The 21506-nt window shown below is 45.5% G+C and carries 13 protein-coding genes; 12 read left to right on the plus strand and 1 reads right to left on the minus strand.

The window, feature by feature from the left end; genetic code table 11:
- Positions 1–29: 29 nt before the first annotated feature.
- From NSS82_RS03050 to NSS82_RS03065, 4 genes are all read left to right on the plus strand, one after another.
- Positions 30–407, plus strand: coding sequence for a hypothetical protein (locus NSS82_RS03050; RefSeq protein ID WP_076103903.1), 378 nt, complete (start codon positions 30–32; stop codon positions 405–407).
- Positions 408–481: 74 nt separating this feature from the next.
- A complete protein-coding gene (locus NSS82_RS03055; RefSeq protein WP_036676741.1) occupies positions 482–808 on the plus strand; it encodes an ArsR/SmtB family transcription factor in 327 nt (108 codons plus the stop codon).
- A 107-nt stretch (positions 809–915) separates the two neighbouring features.
- Positions 916–2679 carry a SulP family inorganic anion transporter gene (locus NSS82_RS03060; protein ID WP_076103906.1) on the plus strand — a complete coding sequence of 588 codons (1764 nt, stop codon included), beginning with the start codon at positions 916–918 and terminating at the stop codon, positions 2677–2679.
- A 150-nt stretch (positions 2680–2829) separates the two neighbouring features.
- Entirely contained in the window at positions 2830–3525 is a 696-nt protein-coding gene (locus tag NSS82_RS03065; protein WP_076103907.1) for a DUF1361 domain-containing protein, read from the plus strand.
- Here the strand turns inward: NSS82_RS03065 and NSS82_RS03070 are convergent.
- A complete protein-coding gene (locus tag NSS82_RS03070) occupies positions 3522–3839 on the minus strand; it encodes an MGMT family protein (protein WP_036676747.1) in 318 nt (105 codons plus the stop codon). The genes NSS82_RS03065 and NSS82_RS03070 overlap by 4 nt on opposite strands.
- Positions 3840–4053: 214 nt before the next feature.
- Between NSS82_RS03070 and NSS82_RS03075 the strand changes: the two genes are divergently transcribed.
- From NSS82_RS03075 to NSS82_RS03110, 8 genes are all read left to right on the plus strand, one after another.
- Positions 4054–5106 (plus strand): LacI family DNA-binding transcriptional regulator, encoded by a 1053-nt coding sequence (locus tag NSS82_RS03075; RefSeq protein ID WP_036676749.1) that lies wholly within the window; start codon positions 4054–4056, stop codon positions 5104–5106.
- 67 nt (positions 5107–5173) lie between these two features.
- Complete coding sequence (locus tag NSS82_RS03080; protein ID WP_076103909.1) at positions 5174–7585, plus strand: hypothetical protein; 2412 nt, start codon at positions 5174–5176, stop codon at positions 7583–7585.
- 92 nt (positions 7586–7677) lie between these two features.
- A complete protein-coding gene (locus NSS82_RS03085) occupies positions 7678–9078 on the plus strand; it encodes an extracellular solute-binding protein (protein ID WP_076103911.1) in 1401 nt (466 codons plus the stop codon).
- A 34-nt stretch (positions 9079–9112) separates the two neighbouring features.
- Positions 9113–10090 (plus strand): carbohydrate ABC transporter permease, encoded by a 978-nt coding sequence (locus NSS82_RS03090; RefSeq protein WP_081384022.1) that lies wholly within the window; start codon positions 9113–9115, stop codon positions 10088–10090.
- The gene (locus NSS82_RS03095; RefSeq protein WP_081382617.1) at positions 10090–10968 is read left to right on the plus strand and encodes a carbohydrate ABC transporter permease; all 879 of its coding nucleotides are present in this window, start codon (positions 10090–10092) and stop codon (positions 10966–10968) included. The genes NSS82_RS03090 and NSS82_RS03095 overlap by 1 nt, the downstream gene beginning before the upstream one ends.
- A gap of 19 nt (positions 10969–10987) precedes the next feature.
- Positions 10988–17368: an S-layer homology domain-containing protein gene (locus NSS82_RS03100; protein ID WP_076272726.1), complete on the plus strand. Its 6381-nt coding sequence runs from the start codon at positions 10988–10990 to the stop codon at positions 17366–17368.
- 1481 nt (positions 17369–18849) lie between these two features.
- Positions 18850–20400 carry a spore germination protein gene (locus tag NSS82_RS03105; RefSeq protein WP_218641692.1) on the plus strand — a complete coding sequence of 517 codons (1551 nt, stop codon included), beginning with the start codon at positions 18850–18852 and terminating at the stop codon, positions 20398–20400.
- Positions 20397–21458: a Ger(x)C family spore germination protein gene (locus tag NSS82_RS03110; protein ID WP_081386618.1), complete on the plus strand. Its 1062-nt coding sequence runs from the start codon at positions 20397–20399 to the stop codon at positions 21456–21458. The genes NSS82_RS03105 and NSS82_RS03110 overlap by 4 nt, the downstream gene beginning before the upstream one ends.
- Positions 21459–21506 lie beyond the last annotated feature (48 nt).

A 21506-nucleotide genomic window follows, 5' to 3' on the forward strand; every position in this document is an offset into this window, starting at 1 on the left:
TTATAAATCATTAGGGTGGAGTATTGGCTATGCAAATCAAAATTACAAAAAGTGGTTTGAAAAAGGACGAGGTATTCTTTCTCACAGAATTTGGGGAGGGCCGGGGAATCTGGTGTGGTGCTCCTGTGAATCCAGGGGCAGAAATGGATGTGGAATTCGAGCTTTCGGAGCTGCTTATGAGGTGGGTGGATATCCATCCTGTACCTGCAGGTGAGTTCAATATCAGGCTCGAGCAGGATAGGGTTATTTTTACGGGCGTGTTGGAGAATATTGAAGAAGATGGCACAGGATACTTACGAATAGGTGAAGGGTTAGTGATGTTCGAGTGTCTCGGTGAACCTATGGCACTGGGTGTGTTCGTAGAATTGCAGGTCCGTGATGTGCGAATCTATCCCTTCAGTATTTGACGCTTCTTAGGGACTAAGATAACATACAAAGATAACATTAGATTCAGAAAGTTAAGCAAGAGGAGTAGAAAGCTATGAACACCGAAATTCAGCAATTTAAGACCGAATTCTTCAAGGCGCTGGCTCATCCGATGCGTATTCGTATTCTGGAGCTGCTCAGCGAAGGTGAGAAGAATGTGAATGAACTGCAGGCTATTCTCGGCTCGGAAGGTTCTGCTGTATCCCAGCAGCTAGCTGTTTTACGCGCCAAAAATGTAGTAACCAGTGTGAAAGAAGGCACCACAGTCATTTATGCCTTACGTGATCCTCTGATCAAGGACCTTCTGGTAGTGGCCAAACAAATATTTGATAACCATCTCGTGAATACCATTTCATTGCTGGAAGGCATGCGCGGCGAGTGAAAATGGCATAGATTAACGTTATTTTGGCGTTGACAACAGTCGCGTCCTAGAGTAATGTTCTTCTTATATTCAAATAATCAGATATTTAAAGAAAAGAAGGTTTGAACATGACAGGGCGGGGTCGTTATAAAGGCTACAACATGAACGCTTTTCGCAAGGATTTGATATCGGGGACAATCGTCGGAGTTATTGCCATTCCTTTAGGGATGGCATTTGCTATTGCTTCTGGTGTAAAGCCGGAATATGGCATTTATACGACAATCGTTGCCGGCATATGTATTTCATTGTTCGGGGGATCGAAATTTCAGATTGGTGGACCGACAGGTGCATTTATTCCTATCTTGTTCGCCATTGGGATGCAGTATGGTTATGAGAACCTGCTGTTAGCAGGGATGATGGCGGGGGTTATTTTAGTCCTCATGGGATTGTTAAGGCTGGGTGTACTGATTAAATTTATTCCGAAGCCGGTCACGATTGGTTTCACAGCAGGAATAGCGGTTATTATCTTCACCGGACAGATTGCTAATTTCCTTGGGTTAAGGAATATTGAACGGCACGAGAGCTTTGTAGATAACATGAAAGAAATTGGACTTCATCTATCGACGATCAATGGATATAGTATCCTGACCGCCGCGATTTGTCTGGCCGTTGTTATCCTAGCGATTCGCTTCGCTCCGAAGGTGCCGGGCTCATTGGTTGGCCTTCTTTGTGCGACTGTCATAGCAGCGTTATTTTTTAGCGGTAAGGTGACTACGATTGGTTTGGCCTATGGGAATATCCCTAATACACTGCCAAGCTTCCGTTTTCCGACCATTACCTGGGAGCGGATTACAATGCTGATTCGTCCGGCCTTTATCATCGCGATGTTGGGTGCTATTGAATCCTTATTGTCAGCTGTCGTAGCTGATGGGATGACAGGCAGCCGCCATAACAGCAACCGTGAACTGATTGGTCAGGGAATCGCCAATATTGCAGCTCCATTGTTTGGAGGAATTCCAGCTACAGGTGCCATTGCCAGAACCGCCACAAATATCAAAAGCGGTGCAGTTTCTCCGATCTCAGGGATCGTTCATGGGGTAGTGGTATTCCTAATTCTTTTGTTGTTTGCACCCTATGCTTCTAGTATTCCGTTGGCAGCGATGGCTCCTATCTTGATGGTAGTAGCTTGGAATATGAGTGAACGCAAACAATTTCTTCATTTGCTTAAAATCAAAACAGGTGATTCTTTGGTATTATTCATCACCTTCTTGTTGACGATATTTGCAGATTTAACGCTGGCCGTAGAGGTGGGATTAATTCTTGCGGTGATTTTGTTTGTGAAACGGATGGGAGAGGTTCATCTGGTATCCAAAGTATTGCCTGATCCTAATTCCGTCAAGGTAGGGGCACATATGGTAACGGAGAGTCATGATTGTCCGCAGATTGGGATTTATACCGTGGAAGGGCCGCTGTTTTTTGGCGCTGCGTATAGATTTGATGACACCATGCCGGGTTATGGCTCCGATCAGCCGAAAATTATATTAATGCGGATGGGAAAAGTGCCATTCATGGATACTACGGGCGAATCCAATCTGGCGGAGCTGGTGCGGCATTTACATGCTGTTGGAGGGAAACTAATGATCTCTGGTGTTCAGCCACAGCCGCTTGAGCTACTTAAGAGAACCGGGCTATATGACAAAATAGGAGAAGCACAGTTTTATCATCATACCGGTGAAGCGATCAATGAAGCTCTTAGCAGTATTAATCACAACAAATGTATCGGATGCAGTCATGCGGCGTTTAGGGAGTGTACGGCATTATCCTGTCAGGAGGATGCAGGTGGACTACGGGGTCTGACAGGACGCAAGAAGCCAGCATTGCCTCTGAACTAATCAGCGGTACTTGAGCTTAATAAATAAAGTCGGCCTGGGCGCTATTCTTGCGTCTGGGCTTTTGTATTAAAATTGGACTTCGGAATTCTGAATTTGTACAATTGGGTATAAGTTTAATGTAATCAATATCGATAAGGAGAATATAAGCTCATGAAGGAATTGAATTATCCGAAGGTGTTTATGCTCTTGGCGGGATTGTCTGTCGCTACATTGGCGGTATATCGTGTAGTGTCACTTCAGACGGATTCGTTTTACGCTTTTTTAATTTGGAATTTGTTCTTAGCTTGGATTCCGTTTTTATTCTCCATGGCTGCTTATGAGCTAGACAAAAGGAAGATAGGCGGTTTATTACTTCTTCCTTTGGGTGTCGCGTGGCTGCTGTTCTTTCCAAACGCGCCTTATCTCATGACTGACCTGGTGCATTTAACGGTAAGAAAAAGTAGATATATCGTGGAGGGAGCCATTCAGAATCGCTACTGGTATGACTTGGTCACTCTTTTATTGTTCACCTGGAGTGGATGGTTGACCGGGTTCTTCTCATTGTATCAGTTCCAGACGGTCATTTATCGTAAAAGCAACCTGCTGTGGTCATGGGTATTTGTGCTTGCGGCATGTATGCTCGGGGGATATGGTGTACTGCTTGGCCGAGTCTACAGACTCAATAGCTGGGACGTCCTGACGGACAGGCATCAGTTGTATCAACTTGTTCTGGATAGCCTGAATCTCCAGTCCGTATTTTTCAGCTTGTTCATTGCCTTTGTCCTGCTGGTCATTTACGCGACGATGTATTGTCTACTCAATGCTCTTGGCACCGGAGAAAGACGAAGAGTTACCAGAGGGTACTAATCGGTACACTCCGGCTCAAACTGGAATTGCTTCAGATCTACCACACCTTTTTCATTAAAACTAACTCCCTCTCCCTGTAGATAGAGCCTCTGGAGGGAGTTAGACTCATCCTCAGTTAGTGCGATCATTCCCTTAGCATTAATGACCCGATGCCAGGGCAGCTTATATTTTTTGCTCATGGAGTGAAGGATGCGAACGACCTGCCTCGCTCCTCTTGGGCTACCTGCCGCGCGGGCAACTCCTCCGTAAGTCATCACTTTACCTTCTGGTATAGACTGTATGATATGAATAACTCTCTCAGTAAATGGTGTCATAGCAAGCTCAAGCTCCTATATCTTATTTTTATCCATTGCTCAACAGATAAATCAATTCTAAACGAAACGGGGGACGAACAGGAGGATTTTTTGAGGATAGCAAAAAAAGGGTTGCAAAGCAATAAATACGCGTGGTATATTCTAACTGTAAAAATAATCTAAACGTTTAACAATGTGATTGAAAGAGTTCCATAATAAGATAGGAGAAGGTGTAATGAGGAAAACCAGCATTAAAGACATAGCCGCAAAGGCTAATGTTTCGATTGCTACAGTCTCCTATGTGCTTAATGGTACCCGCAATGTACGTTCTGATACAAGGGAACGAGTTGTTGCCGCCATTGAGGAGTTGAATTATAAGCCGAATGCTATTGCGAAGAGTCTCAAACTCAACCGTACGAATACAATAGGTGTTATTGCAGAAGATGTGACGGTATTTAACACCCCCGATATTATCGATGGAATTAATGATTTTGGAGATCGAAACGATTTGCATATTTTACTGGTGAATCTTCGTTTAGACAAGCGTATCGGCCGTAACTTCTCGAATACGGAAGACTACCGAAAGTATGCCGCTAATGCGGTTGCCGAACTGCTCAGCAATCAAGTGGATGGGATTATTTATATCGGTGTTCATCCCCGTGATTTAACGGGTCTAATCGATACGGAGGGTAAGCCGATTGTGTATACCTACTCTTACACACAGGACGATATCTCTATCCAGTATAATGATGAGCAAGCTGCTTACCAAGCCATGTCCTACTTGGTTAACCAAGGACATAGCAGAATTGCTGTAATCAGTGGTTTGATGGATTCTATCCCTTCCAGATTAAGACTGAACGGTTATTACAAGGCAGTTACTGAATATCAATTACCGTTCGATCCACTGTTAATTAAGATGGGAGACTGGGAGAGGGAATCAGGGTATCGCCTTACCTCCGAGTTGCTCGCTTTGCCGGAGCCCCCAACCGCGATTCTTTCCATGAATGATGTAATGGTTGTAGGTATTTTGCAGGCGGCAGAGGAAAAAGGGGTTAAAATACCGGATGATCTGTCGGTTGTCGGTTTTGATAATCGTGAATTCAGTGATTACTTACGCCCGCGTATAACAACAATGGGACTTCCGCTACATGAGATGGGCTATCAAGCTATTGAGGTTTTGTTCAATTTAATCAAGGGGACGAAGATGGATTCACTGACCATGCCGGAGTGCCGGTTGATCGAACGTGATTCCGTGGCTACGTTAAAAAATGCTGTGAAACAAAAATAAGTTTCACAGCTCCTTTTTCCTCATAAATCTAAACGTTTAACTTAAAATATCGAAGAGGTGCTAGGCAATGACGATTCTAGGCAATGAAAACTTCACGATGGAGCTAAGCGACCGCGGAGCACTTCAGTCTCTGATATTACAGGGCGACCCTAGTGAAATGAATTGGGTAGTTGATCCGTCTTATTTGAAAGAGGCAGGTTATGCGGATACAGATAAGCTATTCGGAGAATGGACAATAGAGCTGGACGGGAATATCATAAAAAGCACTGATCTGTTGCCCAAAATTACGCCAGAAGGAAAACACCGTGTAATTGTGGATTTTGAAGGCGCACCGATTGCAATCAGACTTACATATTCTCTGGAAGATGAGCGACTAAGATGGACTATTGAAGCTACAAACCGCTCACCACAATCTGTAAGAATTAATGGACTTCATGTGTGGCTTTCGCTCGCGTATATCATGTACAGAGATGAAAATGTGCAGCGCAATATGAGCCAGTCCTGTGCAGTGTTCCCCCATCTTGGTGGGGATTTCGCTAAAATCGCTGCTATTCGACGGAGCAACAAAGCACCACATCTGGGTGTTTATGGGGTTCAGGGCAGAACAGTAAGCGTAGGTACTTATTGTAGTTATAAGAATCGTTTTCTTGAGCAGGTCTCCCCTTCTTTGGATGGTCTGCTGTATCATCGGCTATCGTTGGTGGAGGACGGATCATCTATGACCGAATCTGCAGCTGCCGACTGGATATATGGTGGCGCTTACAGTCCGCTGGATCTTGGCGCTGGGGAGACCTACAGCTGGGAATACATATTCCATCCCTGTCAGAATCGAGATGATTTCTATAGGCAGGGCATGGCCTATGGACATCCGCGCTGGAGCTATACGCCTGTATTAACCCGAGGAGGAAGGTTCGAAGCTGTTGTTGATCTGCCGCAGGGCCAGGTTCTACGTGAGCTGCGTTTGTATAGCACTTTACCGGGGACGGAGCTGATCCGCCAGGAGAATATTACGAACGAAGCTGTACGGTTGGAATCAGGCAGTAGCTATGCTATATCTTTACAGCGTTTGGAGCCGGGAGAACATAAGCTGGAGCTGGTGCTAGAAGATGGACGGAGCGATATCCTGGTCTGGAATGTACTGGAGTCGATTGACCGGATTCTGGAAAAGAGAGCCGAGTGGTTGGTAAATAATAACTTTGGAGGGACAGGGGAGGTCGAAAGGCCATATGCCTTCCGTCCGCTATCGAATCAGGGAGAATCGCTGGGTAAGGTTGCTTTTCTACTGATGAAGAATAGCATGGCCAAGGCTGTCCCAGAACAAGTAGCTAAGGCCGAGATTGCAGCAGTATTGGATGTGAAGGAGCATTGGTTTGAAGGCGGGGATTTTAATCATCCGCGTCCCTTGTACGGAGAATTCTACCGCATTTATGATCTGGATTATATTGGGCATGTCTTTTATCTATTGTCACGAATGGATGGTTCATTACTTAAAATTCATTCTCCTAGAGAATATCTACAATGGGCTGCCGAAATCATGTGTCTTCGCCTAGACCCTGATCGGCACAGTGGCCAGCGTGAGAAGGATGAGAGCCGTCTAAATGGGATATTTGTGCTCTATATTCTTGATTTATTAGAAGCACTGAAGCAGTGCGGTCTTTCAGAAGAGTATAAACGTCTACTTACCTTATGGGAGCGCTTTGGTAGAAATCTGGAGACAGGGATACAGCAGTATGAGGGAGCTATAACGGAGCATTTTTACGATAATGCAGGATTTGGCCCTACCTGTGAAACGTTGTGTCACCTTGGAAATAAAGAGGAGGCCCAGCGTTATGGACAACTAATTCTGGCAAATATCGGATTCAGCAATGATTACAGAGTGCAGAATCCGGATCGCTGGTGGGAAGCTTTGTCTTATATGATTCATTCCCTTTGGGGTGGATTGGTAGCAGGAGCATCCCGGGTTGCCTATGAATTCCTTGGAGACCCTGAATATTTGGAAGCCGCTTACCGTTCTACGATGGCAGTATTCAATTGTTACGATTGGAATGTACGCTCTACTCCACGCCGTTTGTTGCCTGGAGAGGCAGCTTCTACATATAGTGTGGCAGCTCCTAACCTGAATATGCCAGAATTGTCGCGAAACCGTTTTGGGCAATCCGTATTTGTGGGGGCAAGTGATTCCTTGTTTGCTTCGCTGTTCTCGGGTGTGACAGGAGATGATTGGGATATGGGGGAGGAGCTAGTGGCCTATCTAATGGGCTTCGGGACAACCACATATTTGTACAGGGATCCACGCGGAAAGATGCGCTGTATTAACGGTTATATTGAAGAAGACTCGGAGGGCTGGATCGTAACAAGTTACGCTGCATATCCGTCAAGATATGTGCTGCTTGAGGACAAGCTCGAATATCGCACAACTGAGGGGATGCTAGAGCCTCACGTAAGACTGGCAGGCGGAATGTTCAGCCCTTGTCTGTAATCGCTAAGAATGACAAACCATGATGATTTTAGGCTAAAGCTTTAAATGCTTGGCTTGAAATAAATAGATATGAAAAAAGGGAGGCAACAAACATGAAGTTTGGAAAACGTACTCTAGTTCTATCTTTAGCATCAATGATGGTTTTTTCCGCACTGGCAGGTTGTTCGGGCAATTCCAACAATGCGGCTCCAAAGGCATCTGAAGGGTCTGGAGCAGCCAACAAAGAAACTACGCCTGATAAAGATGTAACCTTGGAATTATTGTATTGGGGTGATGATGTACAGAAAAAGCTGGTAGAAGCGGCAGCAGAAAAATATACAGCCGACACCGGAGTAAAAATCAATGCACAAGTGCTTCCAGCGGATGGCTCCTTTGATACATTTATTCAGACCCGGCTCGAATCCGGCGAACTTCCAGATATCAGTTATATGGGCGAAGGCGATATCCAAAAGTACAATGAAATGGGAATTATCGAAGATATCAGCGATTTATTAGCGGACGGAAGTATTCCTGAAAAACTATCAGCGATAACAATCCATTCACCTGAGCAAAAAGTGATCGGAGTCGGTCTATCCAACCAGCTGGAGCTGCTTTACTATAGCAAGTCCAAATTTGATGCAGCAGGTCTTGAATATCCACCCTCCAAAGTTGAAAATGCGTGGGATTGGGATACATTCGTAACAAACGCGAAAAAGTTAACGACAGATACTAAAGGAAAAACAGCGGCAGATGAAGGCTTTGATGCTGCTCTGACCGAGAACTACGGGCTTGGTATGACAGCGGGACGGGAGTTCCACCATTTCTGGGCAGCTTATGCCAACGGTGGCGGGATTGTTTCCCCGGATGGAAAGGAGTTTCAATGGGATTCTCCCAAAACGGTTGATGCCATCCAGAAGCTAGCTGATCTCGTTAACAAAGATAAGGTTGCATCCGCTTTCAATTACACTTGGAATTCCGGAATTGGTTCTGCGGTAGACGCTTTGAGTGGTGGTTATGCCATGGCGATCAGCGGCTCTTGGGATCTAGCTAATATCAAAGGAAATGAAGATATCGGCGTTGGGGTTCTGCCTAAGATGGAAAAGGCAGTAACGGTGAACTGTGGTGCTCCGCTTGTTGTGTACAATACATCGAAGCACATTGAGGAAGCCAAGAAATTCTATGCCTACATGGTCAACCCTGAGAACAGTCTGGAGCTGCTGAAGAGTGGTGCGTGGTTGCCAAACCAGGCAGATTGGTATACCGATCCTACCTTGGTTGAAAAGTGGACCTCCGATCTTCCTGAAAGCGCAAAAGAAACTATCCTTAGTTATTCGACAACGAAAGATTCTATCGCACAATGGCCTGCATATTACGTTCCTGCCTACCTCAAGATGAATACTGAATATGAGAAATCTATTGATCAGGCATTGGCAGGTAAGAAAAGTGTTAAAGAAGTCTATGACGCGATCATGCCAGCGATCAAGCAGTTGTTCGAGAGCGGCAAGGTTTCCTAATTAGAGCTTATATTTGAAAAGAGGGCTATTGCTTATGAACCCAGAGAGCAAAACCGAAACGGCTGCGGTCTATGTTAAAAAGCATGCCAAAGGTGTCACCAAAGAGGCGGTGGCTGGATATATGTTTGCAGCACCGGCCATTATTGGATTTTTGGTATTGACGCTTTATCCGATGCTGGCCAGTTTGTTTTACAGCTTTCATAAAATAACGATTATGAGCGGAAGCCAAGTTATGGAATGGATTGGGCTGGATAATTTCCGGTACATATTCACCAATACCAGCTCCGAATTCAAGAAATCCATAACGGTGACCTTGATTTATGCCTTCATTAACGTGGCGCTTGTAATCACCTTTTGTCTGATTGTTGCACTCTTATTGAACCGTAAATTTATCGGCAGAAACTTGATGCGGGCTATATTCTTTCTGCCGTCTGTAGTTCCGATGCTGGCGACAACGATTGTGTGGCAGATGCTTCTACAGAACCAAGCCAAGGGTGGACTGCTTAACTGGATTTTATTGCAGATAGGAATAGCCCCTGTTGATTTCCTGACTGATCCCATCCGTATTTTTGAGACATTGTTTATCATGAGCTTGTGGACCTGTGGTGGGACGATTGTTGTGTTCATCGCTACGCTGCAGGATGTTCCGGGAGAATTGCTGGAAGCCATCGAGATGGACGGGGGAAATGCTTGGCACAAGTTCCTCAAAGTAACCTATCCGACGATCAAGCCTGTCCTCTTTTTCCAATTGATTATGTGCATGATGACCTCTATCCAGATTTATACGCAAAGTGTGGTGTTGTCCAGAAATGGTGCACCCGATCGGATGACTTATTTTATCAACGTTATGATCTATGACCATTCATTTGTTCAGGTAGGGATGCGCGGTTTGGCGTCTGCTGAGGCATGGGTCGTCTTCCTAATCACTATGGCCATTACTGGTGTGCTGTTCTACTTCCAGGGCGCATTTAAAAGGGACGATTCGATGGGCAAAAGAAAGAAGGTGAGATAATGGCGGCAACCGCAATTATGAATTATACAAGTATCCAGAAAAAAAAGAAAAGAGCTAAAGCCATCAATACCGGGCTGATTCTGTTCTCCTGTCTGCTCGCAGTGGTGTTTGCTTTTCCGCTCTATTGGCTGCTGCGAGGTGCCTTCGTGAGCCACACAGAAATACTGGCGCGGCCGCCTGTGTTTTTCCCCGAGTCACTAAATGTCGATAATTTTCGGCTTGGATTGGAACGTATTCAGTTCCTGCGGCAGCTCTGGAATTCAGTTTCGATTGTAGTTCCTTATGTGATTGGGACGGTGCTGACGACAAGCTTTGCCGGGTATGCCTTTGCTAAGCTGAACTTTCCGCTGCGCGGGATGTGGTTCGTGCTGGTCATCAGTACGATGATGCTGCCTAGTGCCGTAACCCTGCTGCCACAATATTCCCTGTACACTTCGCTGGGACTAGCTGGCAAACCTGCTCTTATTATTCCGGCCTTTTTCTGTGCAGGCGGCAACGCGTATTTTGTCTTTTTGCTCCGGCAATTTTTTATGACGATTCCGCTAGAACTCAGTGAAGCTGCCAAGATTGACGGCGCGGGTTACTTCCGTATCTACTCCCGCATCATGCTGCCGCTTATACGTCCCGCAATGATTGTTGTGGCGTTGTTCAGCTTTATTAACTGTTGGAATGAATTTTTCTATACCATGATTTATTTGAAGACTGAAGCAGATTATACGCTGCCTATGGGCTTGTATATTGTGAACGGGATGCGCATTCCGAACTATGAACAGGTCATGGCACTGGCGCTCGTCGTTACAGCTCCTTGTCTAGTATTTTTCTTGATCGGCAACAAATATTTTGTTGAGGGCATTACATTAACGGGAATCAAGGGATAAAAAGGAGGAATTCATCCAAATGACAAGTCATAAATGGCCCAGAAGAGCTTCTGTGGCGGCATTATGTGCGGCTGTTGTATTAAATGCAGGGATTGTTCCCGTATCGGCTAACTACACGACTGATTTCTATCATGAAGGCGTAGGCACCGATTACGGGCAGGCGAAGTGGAAGGATAATTCTATTGTTAAGGAAGGCGTTAATTTCAGCGATGTCACCGTCGGAGAAATGATGCAGGCGATTGAAGCTTTTGATTTTGAGGCTTTTGCAAAAGATAATTCCGATTTGCCTTGGCTTGATGCCTTGCTTGTTAACGAAGGTGTCATTCCGGATGATGTCAACGATGAAGTTAGCGCCAATACTCTGTTCAGCCGGGGAAGCGCTTTGTACATGAAGACTCAGGATAATACCAAGCTGGGTTTTGTGGGAACGGTGCATTACGCGGATACTTTGAACAAGGACACGATGTATAACATCACCCTTTCTACAGGAGACTTGGCGGAACAGAAAAATGTGCGGAAGAACTACCCGAGTCATGAGAATCAGACCTACACAAGCGGAGGCCTGGAGATTAACCAGCGGAAATTTATTTCCAGCTATAACAGTGCTGTAACGCTGCTTCAATTGAAGAATCCTACGGCCAGTGATATAACGTTGACGATGAAGGTTAAATCACCTTTCGTCTCAGCGGCTGAGGGTGATGAGCTGGTGGGTTACAGAGTGGCTGCTCCGCTAATGATAGGCAAAGCCGGGCAAAAGGTAGTTGAAGCGATGTCCTACGTGGATGTTCATCTGAGCGGAAACGGCATGAGTCCTTCCGGAAATGAACTGGTTAGAGAGATTACAGTGCCCGCCGGTGGCTCCGTTGACCAAAAGGTAGTCATGGGTTGGCTCGCGGATGAAATACCGGGCTCAAAGCTGCATTATGAGAGCTTTAAGGCTGCTGACAGCAATGACACGGCCTTCTCTGCACAGGTGCGGGAGTACAACGAGTGGTGGGCAGAGAACATTCCATATATCGATGTTCCCGATGAGAATGTGAAGAAGGTACTTTATTATCGTTGGTGGTGTAACCGCTTTAATTTGCTGGATGCCAACATTCCGGGCAATGACTGGCAGTTCCCAATGAACATGGAGGGCGTTCTCGGCTACAACAACGGGATTACGGTCAGTGTACCTTGGGCGATGCAGGATCTGAAATGGCTGCGTGATCCTTCCTACTTGTATGGAACCTGGCTGGCTCAAGGGGAATATTCCGAGAATAAGAATTATAAAAATAATCCCGGACGTCCTAACATCTGGACCTGGGATATGATGCAGAACACGTCGCAAGTAGGCTGGGACGCTTACAAGATTTACGGTGGTGGTCAGGAAATATTGAAGAAGTTCGCTGATTTTTCTGCGACTGATGTTACCGGCACACTTGAACATTTTAAAGGCACTAATCCAAATCTTGTTTATTATAACCATGGTCCGATTACAGGTAATGACGGAGATACCGTATCCATGCACTGGAATGGCAGTGGTAACTATGCCCGCCTGGATGGTTCTTCTACTACCTACGCCAATGCAGTGGCAACAGCGAAGATGTACGAGCAGCTTGGAGATACTGCGGGTGCAGCTAAAATGAACACTGTTGCGCAGAATATTAAGAATTCAATTCTGAATGAGATGTGGTACGACAAGGCTGACTTTGATGGTGACGGTGTGGCAGATACGAATGGTACAGGCAGCTTTTTGTATAAAAAAGTTGTGGGCGGTACCGATGTATTCAACCCTTGGCGGGATAATAACATGTTTGTCTTTAACTTTGGTGTAGTACCAACTGAAGGTGAAGAAGGATATGAGGCGAAATATTTATCTCAGTTGTCTGATTACGCAGATCCGAATTATTATCCGATCTTTCCTTTCTTTACAGCGGATCAGAACAGCATTATGAAGCGGGTAGAAGATTTCAAGAATGGCAAGACGGATGCCTTCGGTACAGACCAGTTCGCATGGTGTAACTTCGGCAACTATATTAATACCGTTCGTGCCTCTCTGCGCTATTATCCTATAGATAATATCAACAGTGACGTTTACAAAACACTGTTTGATTGGGGCGCTTGGTTGCATACAGTGGAACCGGGCAATACGGACCACCTGGACTCTAATGAATTTTTCTGGCTGGAGGATTACTTCTTCGGCACACCATGGACAAAAGACAATCCTCCTAACCCTAGTGGAGATATGGTACGGGCATGGATTCACCACGATACGCTTGGCATGATGAATTACACTGTGGTTGAAGATATGGCGGGTATTCAGCCACGGACAGATGACAAAATCGAGCTATGGCCGATTAATGTCGATTATGACTATTTTGCTGTAGATAACGTGCGTTACCATGATGCTAACTTATCTATCGTATGGCAGGATCCTGCTAAGTATAGTGACAATCCTCATTATCAAGGTATTCCAGCAGGTTATTCGCTCTTCATTAATGATGAACTCGTAATGACAACTAACGAAATGTCCCATCTGATTTATGATACAGCTACTGGCAAGGTGGAAAAACCTTCAGGGGATGTAACTGGGGCCGTTGGCGACAACTCGAAGACACAGGTGTTATATGAAAAAGGCAGTGCTACGACGCTTGCTGCGGCAGATCAAACATCCTTAGCCAGCAATGAGAAGACTGTCGACATGTTTAATAAAGCAGGCGTTGATATTGTTAATAACGGTACGAATCTGGCTGTTGCTTCAGGCACTACTGTTGAATCGACTTATATCAAGAGCGGTTCGAATATCCGCAACCTGGCGGACAATTCGACAATCGCATCAATTAATCATACGTCAAACACAGCTTTATTCGGCGGTTCGCCGAATTCTGTCGATACGGTTACGTTCAAATTTGATGGAGTCCAGGCTGTGGACAATGTAAAAGTCTATTTCTATAATGACCGGCTTCTGAACGGTTATGGTACACCACAGACATTTGGTGTCGAATATCAGGATGCTGATGGAAGCTGGAAACCAGTGGAGGGACAATTCCGCTATCCGGAATATATTGCTTCCAACTATAACAATGTGGAGTTCCAAAAGGTTAATACTGCAGCGATTCGCATTCATGTGACGCATCCGCTGGAACTTGCGACCGCCATCAAGGAGATTCAGATCTACAATAATAATCTGGAGGTTAAGGCGGCTGCCAATCAAGCACCAAAGGTTTATCTAGAAACACCATTGAAGGTTGAGCAAAATGTTCCTCTGACGATTATGCCGCAGATCGTTGATGATGGGTTGCCAAGTGGCAAGCTGACTTATACCTGGGAGAAGATTTCAGGTGAAGGAGAAGTAGAGGAGACAGGGCTTGATAAAGCCATGCTGCAAGCTACCTTTAAGACGACTGGTGAATACGAATACCGCCTGACTGTCAGCGATGGAGAACTGGAAACTGTCGTGAAGGTTCCAGTCACCGTATTTGTAGCTACTGCGGAACTGACAGAGATGATCGCGAAGTTTGCGGATCGGGATTCCGGCAGACTTGTCCGGAACAAGGATGATTTTACTGCGGCAACATGGCAAGAGCTGCAAGCTGCGCTGACTGCTGCCAAGGCATTGCTGGCTCAGGGAGAATATACGCTGGAAGAGATCAAGGTGGCAACGGATCAAATGCGGATGGCGGTGGATAACCTTAGATACAGAAATGCTGCCCTTTTGGCTGCCCCTAGTGCCTCATACACTTCGGCATGGGAGTCTGTGTATGGCATTAATGATGGTTATATCCCTTATACTTCAGCAAGTATTTACAATAGCGAAGCAGAAACTCAGTATGGGAACTGGGGCGGTCCCGGTGAAAGCCACTGGTTGCAACTGACCTGGAAAGAGCCCGTGACTTTGTCAGGCAGCTCCGTGTACTTCTATGATGATGAAGGCGGTGTGCAGGTACCGGGAGATTACAACTTCGAATATTGGGATAAGGATGCTGGAAAATATGTACCGGTAACGGGCTTGAGCGAGAAAGGCAAAGCAAGAAATGCATTTAACGAGGTAACCTTTGACGAGGTGAAGACGGATAAACTCCGTTTGATTCTTAATAAGCAGTCCACCAGTATTTGGACAGGCGTTAAGGAATGGCGGGCTATTTCGTCTAAGCCAGAAGGAGAAGTTCCTGCTCCCGGCGACCATGGTGCGATTGCGGGCATTGAACAGATTGCGGTGAGTACGACAGTTAACGTCGTGCCTACGCTTCCAGCTAAGGTTACGGTAACTTACGCCGATAAAACGACAGGCTTGGCAAGTGTGGTATGGGAGGGAATTCCCCTTAACAAACTCACCATTGCTACAGACTTCACTATATTTGGTAAAGTGGCGGGCACTGATATTGCTGCCAGCTGCCGCATCAGTGTGAGGTACGATAAATCTAAACTTAAAGCAGCCATTGATACAGCGGAAGATCCTTCGGTAAATGAAGAGAATTATACCGGAATGCCTGAGCAATGGGAGGCACTACGCATTGCACTAGAGGCTGCTAAAGCCACTTATGCAAATGACGGTGCTACCGATGGTGATATTAATGTGGCATATTCCAATTTAAAAAATGCCTTTGAAGCCTTACAGCCTGTCGAAGCTCATGATGCAACGATCAGCGGAATCACAATTCCGGGCGGATCTATTGATCAGGTAGCCAAAGAAATTATTTTACCGGATACGACTACGCTTGATGAGCTGAAGGAAGGACTTACTGTTCCGGTAGGGGTTACCTTCGCTGTGTACGAACCTGATAGCATTACTCTTGCGGGAGAAATCCAAACGGGTTACAAGGTCATTGTGACAGCACTGGATAAAACAACGACCAGAACGTATACCTTAACATTGGTTTCTGTAAATCCGCCTCTCATAACGGCACCTTTGGAAGAGAAGCTTAGAGCAATAGAAGCTTTGGATAAGAGCCTTTATGTAGAGGAGAGCTGGAATACTCTTGAGAAAGAAGTAGCACGAGCAGTGATATTGCTGGAGAGTGGGACTGCCACTCAGGCAGACATTGATGAGGCATTAAGTCAGCTTAATGCGGCGGTTGCGGGCCTGAAGTTGCTTTCAGAAGCTACGCCAACACCTACGCCAACATCAACACCTGTACCGACAGCGACACCAACGCCAACGTCAACACCAAAACCAACAGAGGCACCGGGTACTTATGTGCCGGTAGCCACGGCCAAACTGTCGCCTAGCGCGTCTGCGACAGCAACCCCTGCTGTAAGCAGTGGTAAAATCGTGGTCCAGACGGTCATCGGAGCAGATGGAAAAGCATTGGCTGAACTCACTGCCGCAGATGTTGAAAAGGCAGGAAAGGATGCAAAGGATGGTATTCTGTCCATTGTCGTGAATCCTGCCGGAAACGCGAAACAAATTGTAATTGAGCTGCCACTGCAGTCACTGGCAGCAGCGGGAAATGTTAAATCCCTCAAGATTGATACAGGAACAGCAAGCATAATGCTGCCGGAAAGTTTCTTGAAGACTTACACAGATGCTAAGAACGGCAAACTTAAGCTTATTGTGGGCACTGGAGATGTATCCGGATTGCCACTGTCGGTAAGCAGTCAGTTGAATGCTGGTACAATTAAAGACATCAGTCTTAGCGTAGACGGTGTGGTTATTCCGAGTGATGTTCTGAAGACATCGGGGGTCAAGCTGGCACTTCCTTATACGCTGAAGTCTGGTGAGAAAGCTCATAAAGTAGTGGTTTATTACTTGAACAGTAATCAGCAACTAGAGATCGTTAAGAACGGAAGATTTAATACAGGAACACAGATGCTTGAGTTAACTTTGCCGCAGCTTGGCAGTTATGTAGTGGTTCACTCGAATGTTTCATTCAAAGATATCGCTACAGCTAATTGGGCGTTAAACAGCATTGAAGCACTCGCAGCACGAGGTGCAATCGAAGGGATGGATGCTGAACACTTTAATCCAAGTGGAAATGTGACCCGTGCAGAATTCATCAAAATATTGATGAACGCTTTTGATTTACTAGATGAGACGGCTGTAAGCACATTTACAGACGTTAAGGATGGGGCATGGTATGCCAGTCCGATTGCGAGCGCTCAAAAGCTCGGCATTGTTAAAGGCAAAGCGGATGGCAACTTTGGTGCAAGCGAGGAGATTACTCGTCAGGAAATGGCAGTCATGATTTATCGTTTGGCTCAGACGATTAATATCCCATTGACTGCCGGAACAAATGCTTCTGGTGAAGCATTCTCTGATGTGAATCAGTTGTCTGCGGATGCAGCCAAAGCTGTAGAAGCGATGCGTATTAGTGGAATTATTAACGGTATGACATCCAACCAATTTGGACCAAACGGCAAGGCTACAAGAGCGCAAGCAGCGACAGTGATCTTCCGCCTGTTTGCGCAGCTTCAATAATCGTGCAGCAATACAAGATATAAAAAACACAGGTGTCCTAGTCATGCCAATGACTGGTGGGGTACCTGTGTTTTTTTGCTGCTGACCGTATGTCCCGAACGCCAGCTTTATTAGTTCAAAGCTGCTAGCTCAAAGGTGCCAGCCCCAAACGCCTAGAACAAGATGCCAACCCCAAACGCCTAGATCAAAGTTGCTAGCATAGAGATACCAGCCTCAAACGTCTAGATCGAAGTTGCTATCTCAGAGCTGACAACTCAAAAACACCTAATCACATGCTCGTATCCCCCATGCTCTTAAAACAAACTTTGCTTCATGGTATGTCATTTGAACGCAAGAGATCGCTAACGGACCCAGTAGCCCCTAAACACAGCATTTATCGACTTTTGGCTTGCTATCGGACTCCATAGTCACTATTGGCATGAAAACCGCCCAATATGAGCCTCTTTTGATAAAATAGCTGCACTGGAGTCCGAAAATGTGCCAAAAAGGAGATAAATGAGCAAATAACGCCTCCTGAGTCCGTAAGTGCCTGAGGATGCAAGTGGTGTTATCGCGGCTAAGTCCGTAAGTGTCTGAGGATGTGTTCGGTGTTATTGTGCTAGGTCCGTAAGCTCCCCGGGGAGAGGGTGTTTTGGCGCTAACGGACCCAGTAGCCCCTAAACGTAGCATTTATCGACTTTTGGCGTACTATCGGACCCCATAGTCACTATTGGCATGAAAAACGCCCGGTTTGAACCACTTTTGATGAGATAGCTGCACTGGAGTCCGAAACTGTTCGCAAAAGGCAATAATTGAGCAAATAACGCCTCCTGAGTCCGTAAGTGCCTGAGGATGCAAGTGGTGTTATCGCGGCTAAGTCCGTAAGTGTCTGATGATGTGTTGGGTGTTATTGTGCGAGGTCCGTAAACCCCAAGGGATGAGTGTGATTCGGCGGTAACGGACCCAGTAGCCCCTAAACGTTGCATTTATGGACTTTTGGCGTGCTATCGGTCCTCAGAGTCGCTATTGGCATGAAAACCGCCCAATATGAGCCACTTTTGATGAAATAGCTGCACTGGAGTCCAAAACTATGCCAAAAAGGCGATAAATGAGCAAATAACGCCTCCTGAGTCCGTAAGCGCCTTAGGATGTACTTGGTGTTATCTTCCCTAGGTTCATAAGCATTTGAGGATGTACTCGGTGTTGCGTGCCTGAGCCGAAAGCGTCTGAGGATGTACTCGGTGTTGCGTGCCTGAGCCGAAAGCGTCTGAGGATATATGCGGTGTTATCGTGCCTGAGCCGAAGCGTCTGAGGATGTTATGCGGTGAGTCACTATTGGCATGACCCCAAGGGCTGATTGGGTTACTTACCTGCCGAACCCGGCGTATGGAGTAGTCTCGTTTCTTTCTTGTTGATCCCTTTTCAGTATAATTTTGGCGGATAGGATTTGGAGAGACGGGGGATAATTTCTAGGAAACCTAATTCTGACAGGAGTGACTACTGTGGAGGAACGGCCAGCAGGTGGAAACAGCAATACGTCTCAAAAAAACACAAAATCTGAGCAGACTCTGAGTACGTCACTGGATGAAATGATGACTTTGTTTCGAAACATATTCAAGGACGATGAAACGCTTAGAATCAGAGTGTTTAGCAACATGTTTACTGATAGTCTTCGCTTTGGGTTAGTCTATGTTGACGGAATGGTTGACAAGCATTTGATCCAGGAAGGGATTATTAAGCCTGTTATGGCTTTTGATTTTACCAAAAAGAATTGTGACAATAAAGCCGAGCTGATGGAGAACATCCGGACGCAGGTCATTAGCATTAGTGATGTGGTCGCCTCTGAAGATTTTGATGAAATGATTTATTCGATTATAGCTGGCAAGACCTTACTGCTGATAGACGGCTTTGCGGGTGTTCTGAACATTGGGGCACAGGGTTGGGAGACGAAAGCTCTTGCGGAACCGGTGACCGAAAAAAGTGTCAAAGGTCCAAGGGAAGGATTTACGGAATCACTGTTAGTGAATCTCACTCTTATTCGTCGCAGGGTGCAAGACTCCGAGTTAAAGTTTGTTTTTAGTTCACTGGGAACACGTTCCAAAACACCGATATGTATCTGTTATATGGAGAGCTTGGCATCACCGGCTATTCTCAAAGAATTACAGAATCGAATTGAACAGATTGACATAGATCTTATTCTGGACACGGCATCTCTGGCGGAATTAATTAGAGACGAACCCTATTCGCCCTTTGAGATGACAGGAAGTACAGAGCGCCCGGATGCCGTAGTCAGTAACATGATGGAGGGCAGAGTTGCCGTGCTTATAGAAGGCAGCCCGTTTGCAATGACCGTTCCCTATCTATTTGTAGAGAATTTTCAAGCCAGCTCGGATTATTACATTAACTTTTATTTTGGTTCGTTCAATCGAATGTTAAGAGTTTTTGGAGCTTTTTTGTCGATCAGTATTCCTGCTCTTTATGTAGCTTTAGTTACCTATAGCCAGGAAATGATCCCCACCATGTTGTTGCTCAGTATTTCTACAGCAAGAGTAGCAGTCCCTTTTCCTACAATAGTAGAGGCGCTATTCATGTTAACTATTTTTGAAATATTAAGAGAGGCGGGCGAGCGGATACCTACCTATATAGGGCAGGCTATCAGTATCGTAGGCGCTCTCGTGTTAGGACAAGCGGCAGTGGAGGCCAGAATAGTGAGTGCTCCAATGATTATTGTAGTCGGTTTAACAGGGATCATGACGCTACTTAATCCTAGGTTGACCGGTCCTTTAATTATCGTAAGAACATTGCTGCTGGGTGCGAGTTTTTTCCTGGGGATATACGGATATTTTCTTGGAATGCTTGGTTTAGTAGTACATTTGATGAGTTTGCGCAGCTTTGGGGTTCCATACATGCTTGAAGTAGGCTCTATCCGTCCTCAGGACATTAAAGATACAGCGATCAGGGCGCCGTGGTGGCATATGTATCTGCGTCCGGCGTTGATTGGGGCACGAAATATGAGGAGAAAAGGTTCCAATAAAGTAAGGAGAAGACCATGAGCAAGCTGAAAAGGATACTTCTGATTGTTATATCCATGATGCTTCTGATCTGCAATACAGGCTGCTGGAACTACTTTGAAATTGACGATATGTCGATTGTTGCTGGGGTCGCAATTGATAAGGGGAAAAAAGACGGTCAGTTATTGGTAACGACAGAAATTGTAGATACGAAGGAAGGGTTGAAATCAAGTCAGGCTGGTTTCAAAATGATTACGCTCGCGGGCGAGACCATGTTTGATATTGTGCGGGGGATGATCTCGATTACTGGAAAAAAGTTATTTTGGAGCCATTCTAAGGCGATTATCCTCAGTGAGGAGATTGCAAGGGAGGGAGTCACCAAAGTAATTGATTGGTACAACAGGGATACGGAAACCCGATCAGATGTGTATATCTTTGTCGCTAAAGACAAACCGGCTCAAGAAATCATAAGCCTAAGTAGTTCAACTGAGAGCATTATGTCTTACGCACTTGCACAGCAGATGAGAACTGAGAAGAATGTCAGCACAGCGCCTGTTGTGGAAATCTGGGATTTCATTGACAAGCTTGAGGCTTCTGGAGAATATGCTATCGCTCCGTTAATTTATGTCCATGAACAAAATAAGATGAAGAATGCACGAGTTAGCGGAACAGCTATATTCAAAATGGATAAAATGATCGGTATGATCAGTGGCGAAGAAACGAAATACATGCTGTTTGCCAACAATCAAATCCAGGGAGGTGTGTTAATCGTAAAGGATGAAAGTGGAGAGCCTAACTTTTCGCTCGAAATTTTATCCAATCGCACAAAAATAAAACCTGTATGGGTAAATGGTAAGCTCCAAATAAAACTTAATACACTGACACATGCCGGATTGGACGAGGTCAAATCTTCGGGCGAATTCAATAGTCTGGACAGCAAGAAAACGATAGAAAGGTGGGCTGAAAAAGAACTAGAAGAGCAGATTTTCTCAGTTATTCATAAGGTTCAGAAGGATTACCATGCAGATATTTTTGGGTTTGGAGAGCTCCTTCATGAGAAAATGCCGCGGACCTGGGAGAAAATCAGAAAAACTGGGTGAAAGAATTTTCCAACGTCGAAGTAGTAGTGAATTCCAAGGTGATTATTG

Source organism: Paenibacillus sp. FSL H7-0735 (assembly GCF_038008505.1).
Lineage (GTDB): Bacteria > Bacillota > Bacilli > Paenibacillales > Paenibacillaceae > Paenibacillus_AQ > Paenibacillus_AQ odorifer.

What these genes read in the sequence shown, in the direction of transcription:
- NSS82_RS03050 (WP_076103903.1), top strand. Translation starts at nt 30, where the DNA reads ATGCAAATCAAAATTACAAAAAGTGGTTTGAAAAAGGACGAGGTATTC.
- NSS82_RS03055 (WP_036676741.1), top strand. Translation starts at nt 482, where the DNA reads ATGAACACCGAAATTCAGCAATTTAAGACCGAATTCTTCAAGGCGCTG.
- NSS82_RS03060 (WP_076103906.1), top strand. Translation starts at nt 916, where the DNA reads ATGACAGGGCGGGGTCGTTATAAAGGCTACAACATGAACGCTTTTCGC.
- NSS82_RS03065 (WP_076103907.1), top strand. Translation starts at nt 2,830, where the DNA reads ATGAAGGAATTGAATTATCCGAAGGTGTTTATGCTCTTGGCGGGATTG.
- NSS82_RS03070 (WP_036676747.1), bottom strand. Translation starts at nt 3,839, where the DNA reads ATGACACCATTTACTGAGAGAGTTATTCATATCATACAGTCTATACCA.
- NSS82_RS03075 (WP_036676749.1), top strand. Translation starts at nt 4,054, where the DNA reads ATGAGGAAAACCAGCATTAAAGACATAGCCGCAAAGGCTAATGTTTCG.
- NSS82_RS03080 (WP_076103909.1), top strand. Translation starts at nt 5,174, where the DNA reads ATGACGATTCTAGGCAATGAAAACTTCACGATGGAGCTAAGCGACCGC.
- NSS82_RS03085 (WP_076103911.1), top strand. Translation starts at nt 7,678, where the DNA reads ATGAAGTTTGGAAAACGTACTCTAGTTCTATCTTTAGCATCAATGATG.
- NSS82_RS03090 (WP_081384022.1), top strand. Translation starts at nt 9,113, where the DNA reads ATGAACCCAGAGAGCAAAACCGAAACGGCTGCGGTCTATGTTAAAAAG.
- NSS82_RS03095 (WP_081382617.1), top strand. Translation starts at nt 10,090, where the DNA reads ATGGCGGCAACCGCAATTATGAATTATACAAGTATCCAGAAAAAAAAG.
- NSS82_RS03100 (WP_076272726.1), top strand. Translation starts at nt 10,988, where the DNA reads ATGACAAGTCATAAATGGCCCAGAAGAGCTTCTGTGGCGGCATTATGT.
- NSS82_RS03110 (WP_081386618.1), top strand. Translation starts at nt 20,397, where the DNA reads ATGAGCAAGCTGAAAAGGATACTTCTGATTGTTATATCCATGATGCTT.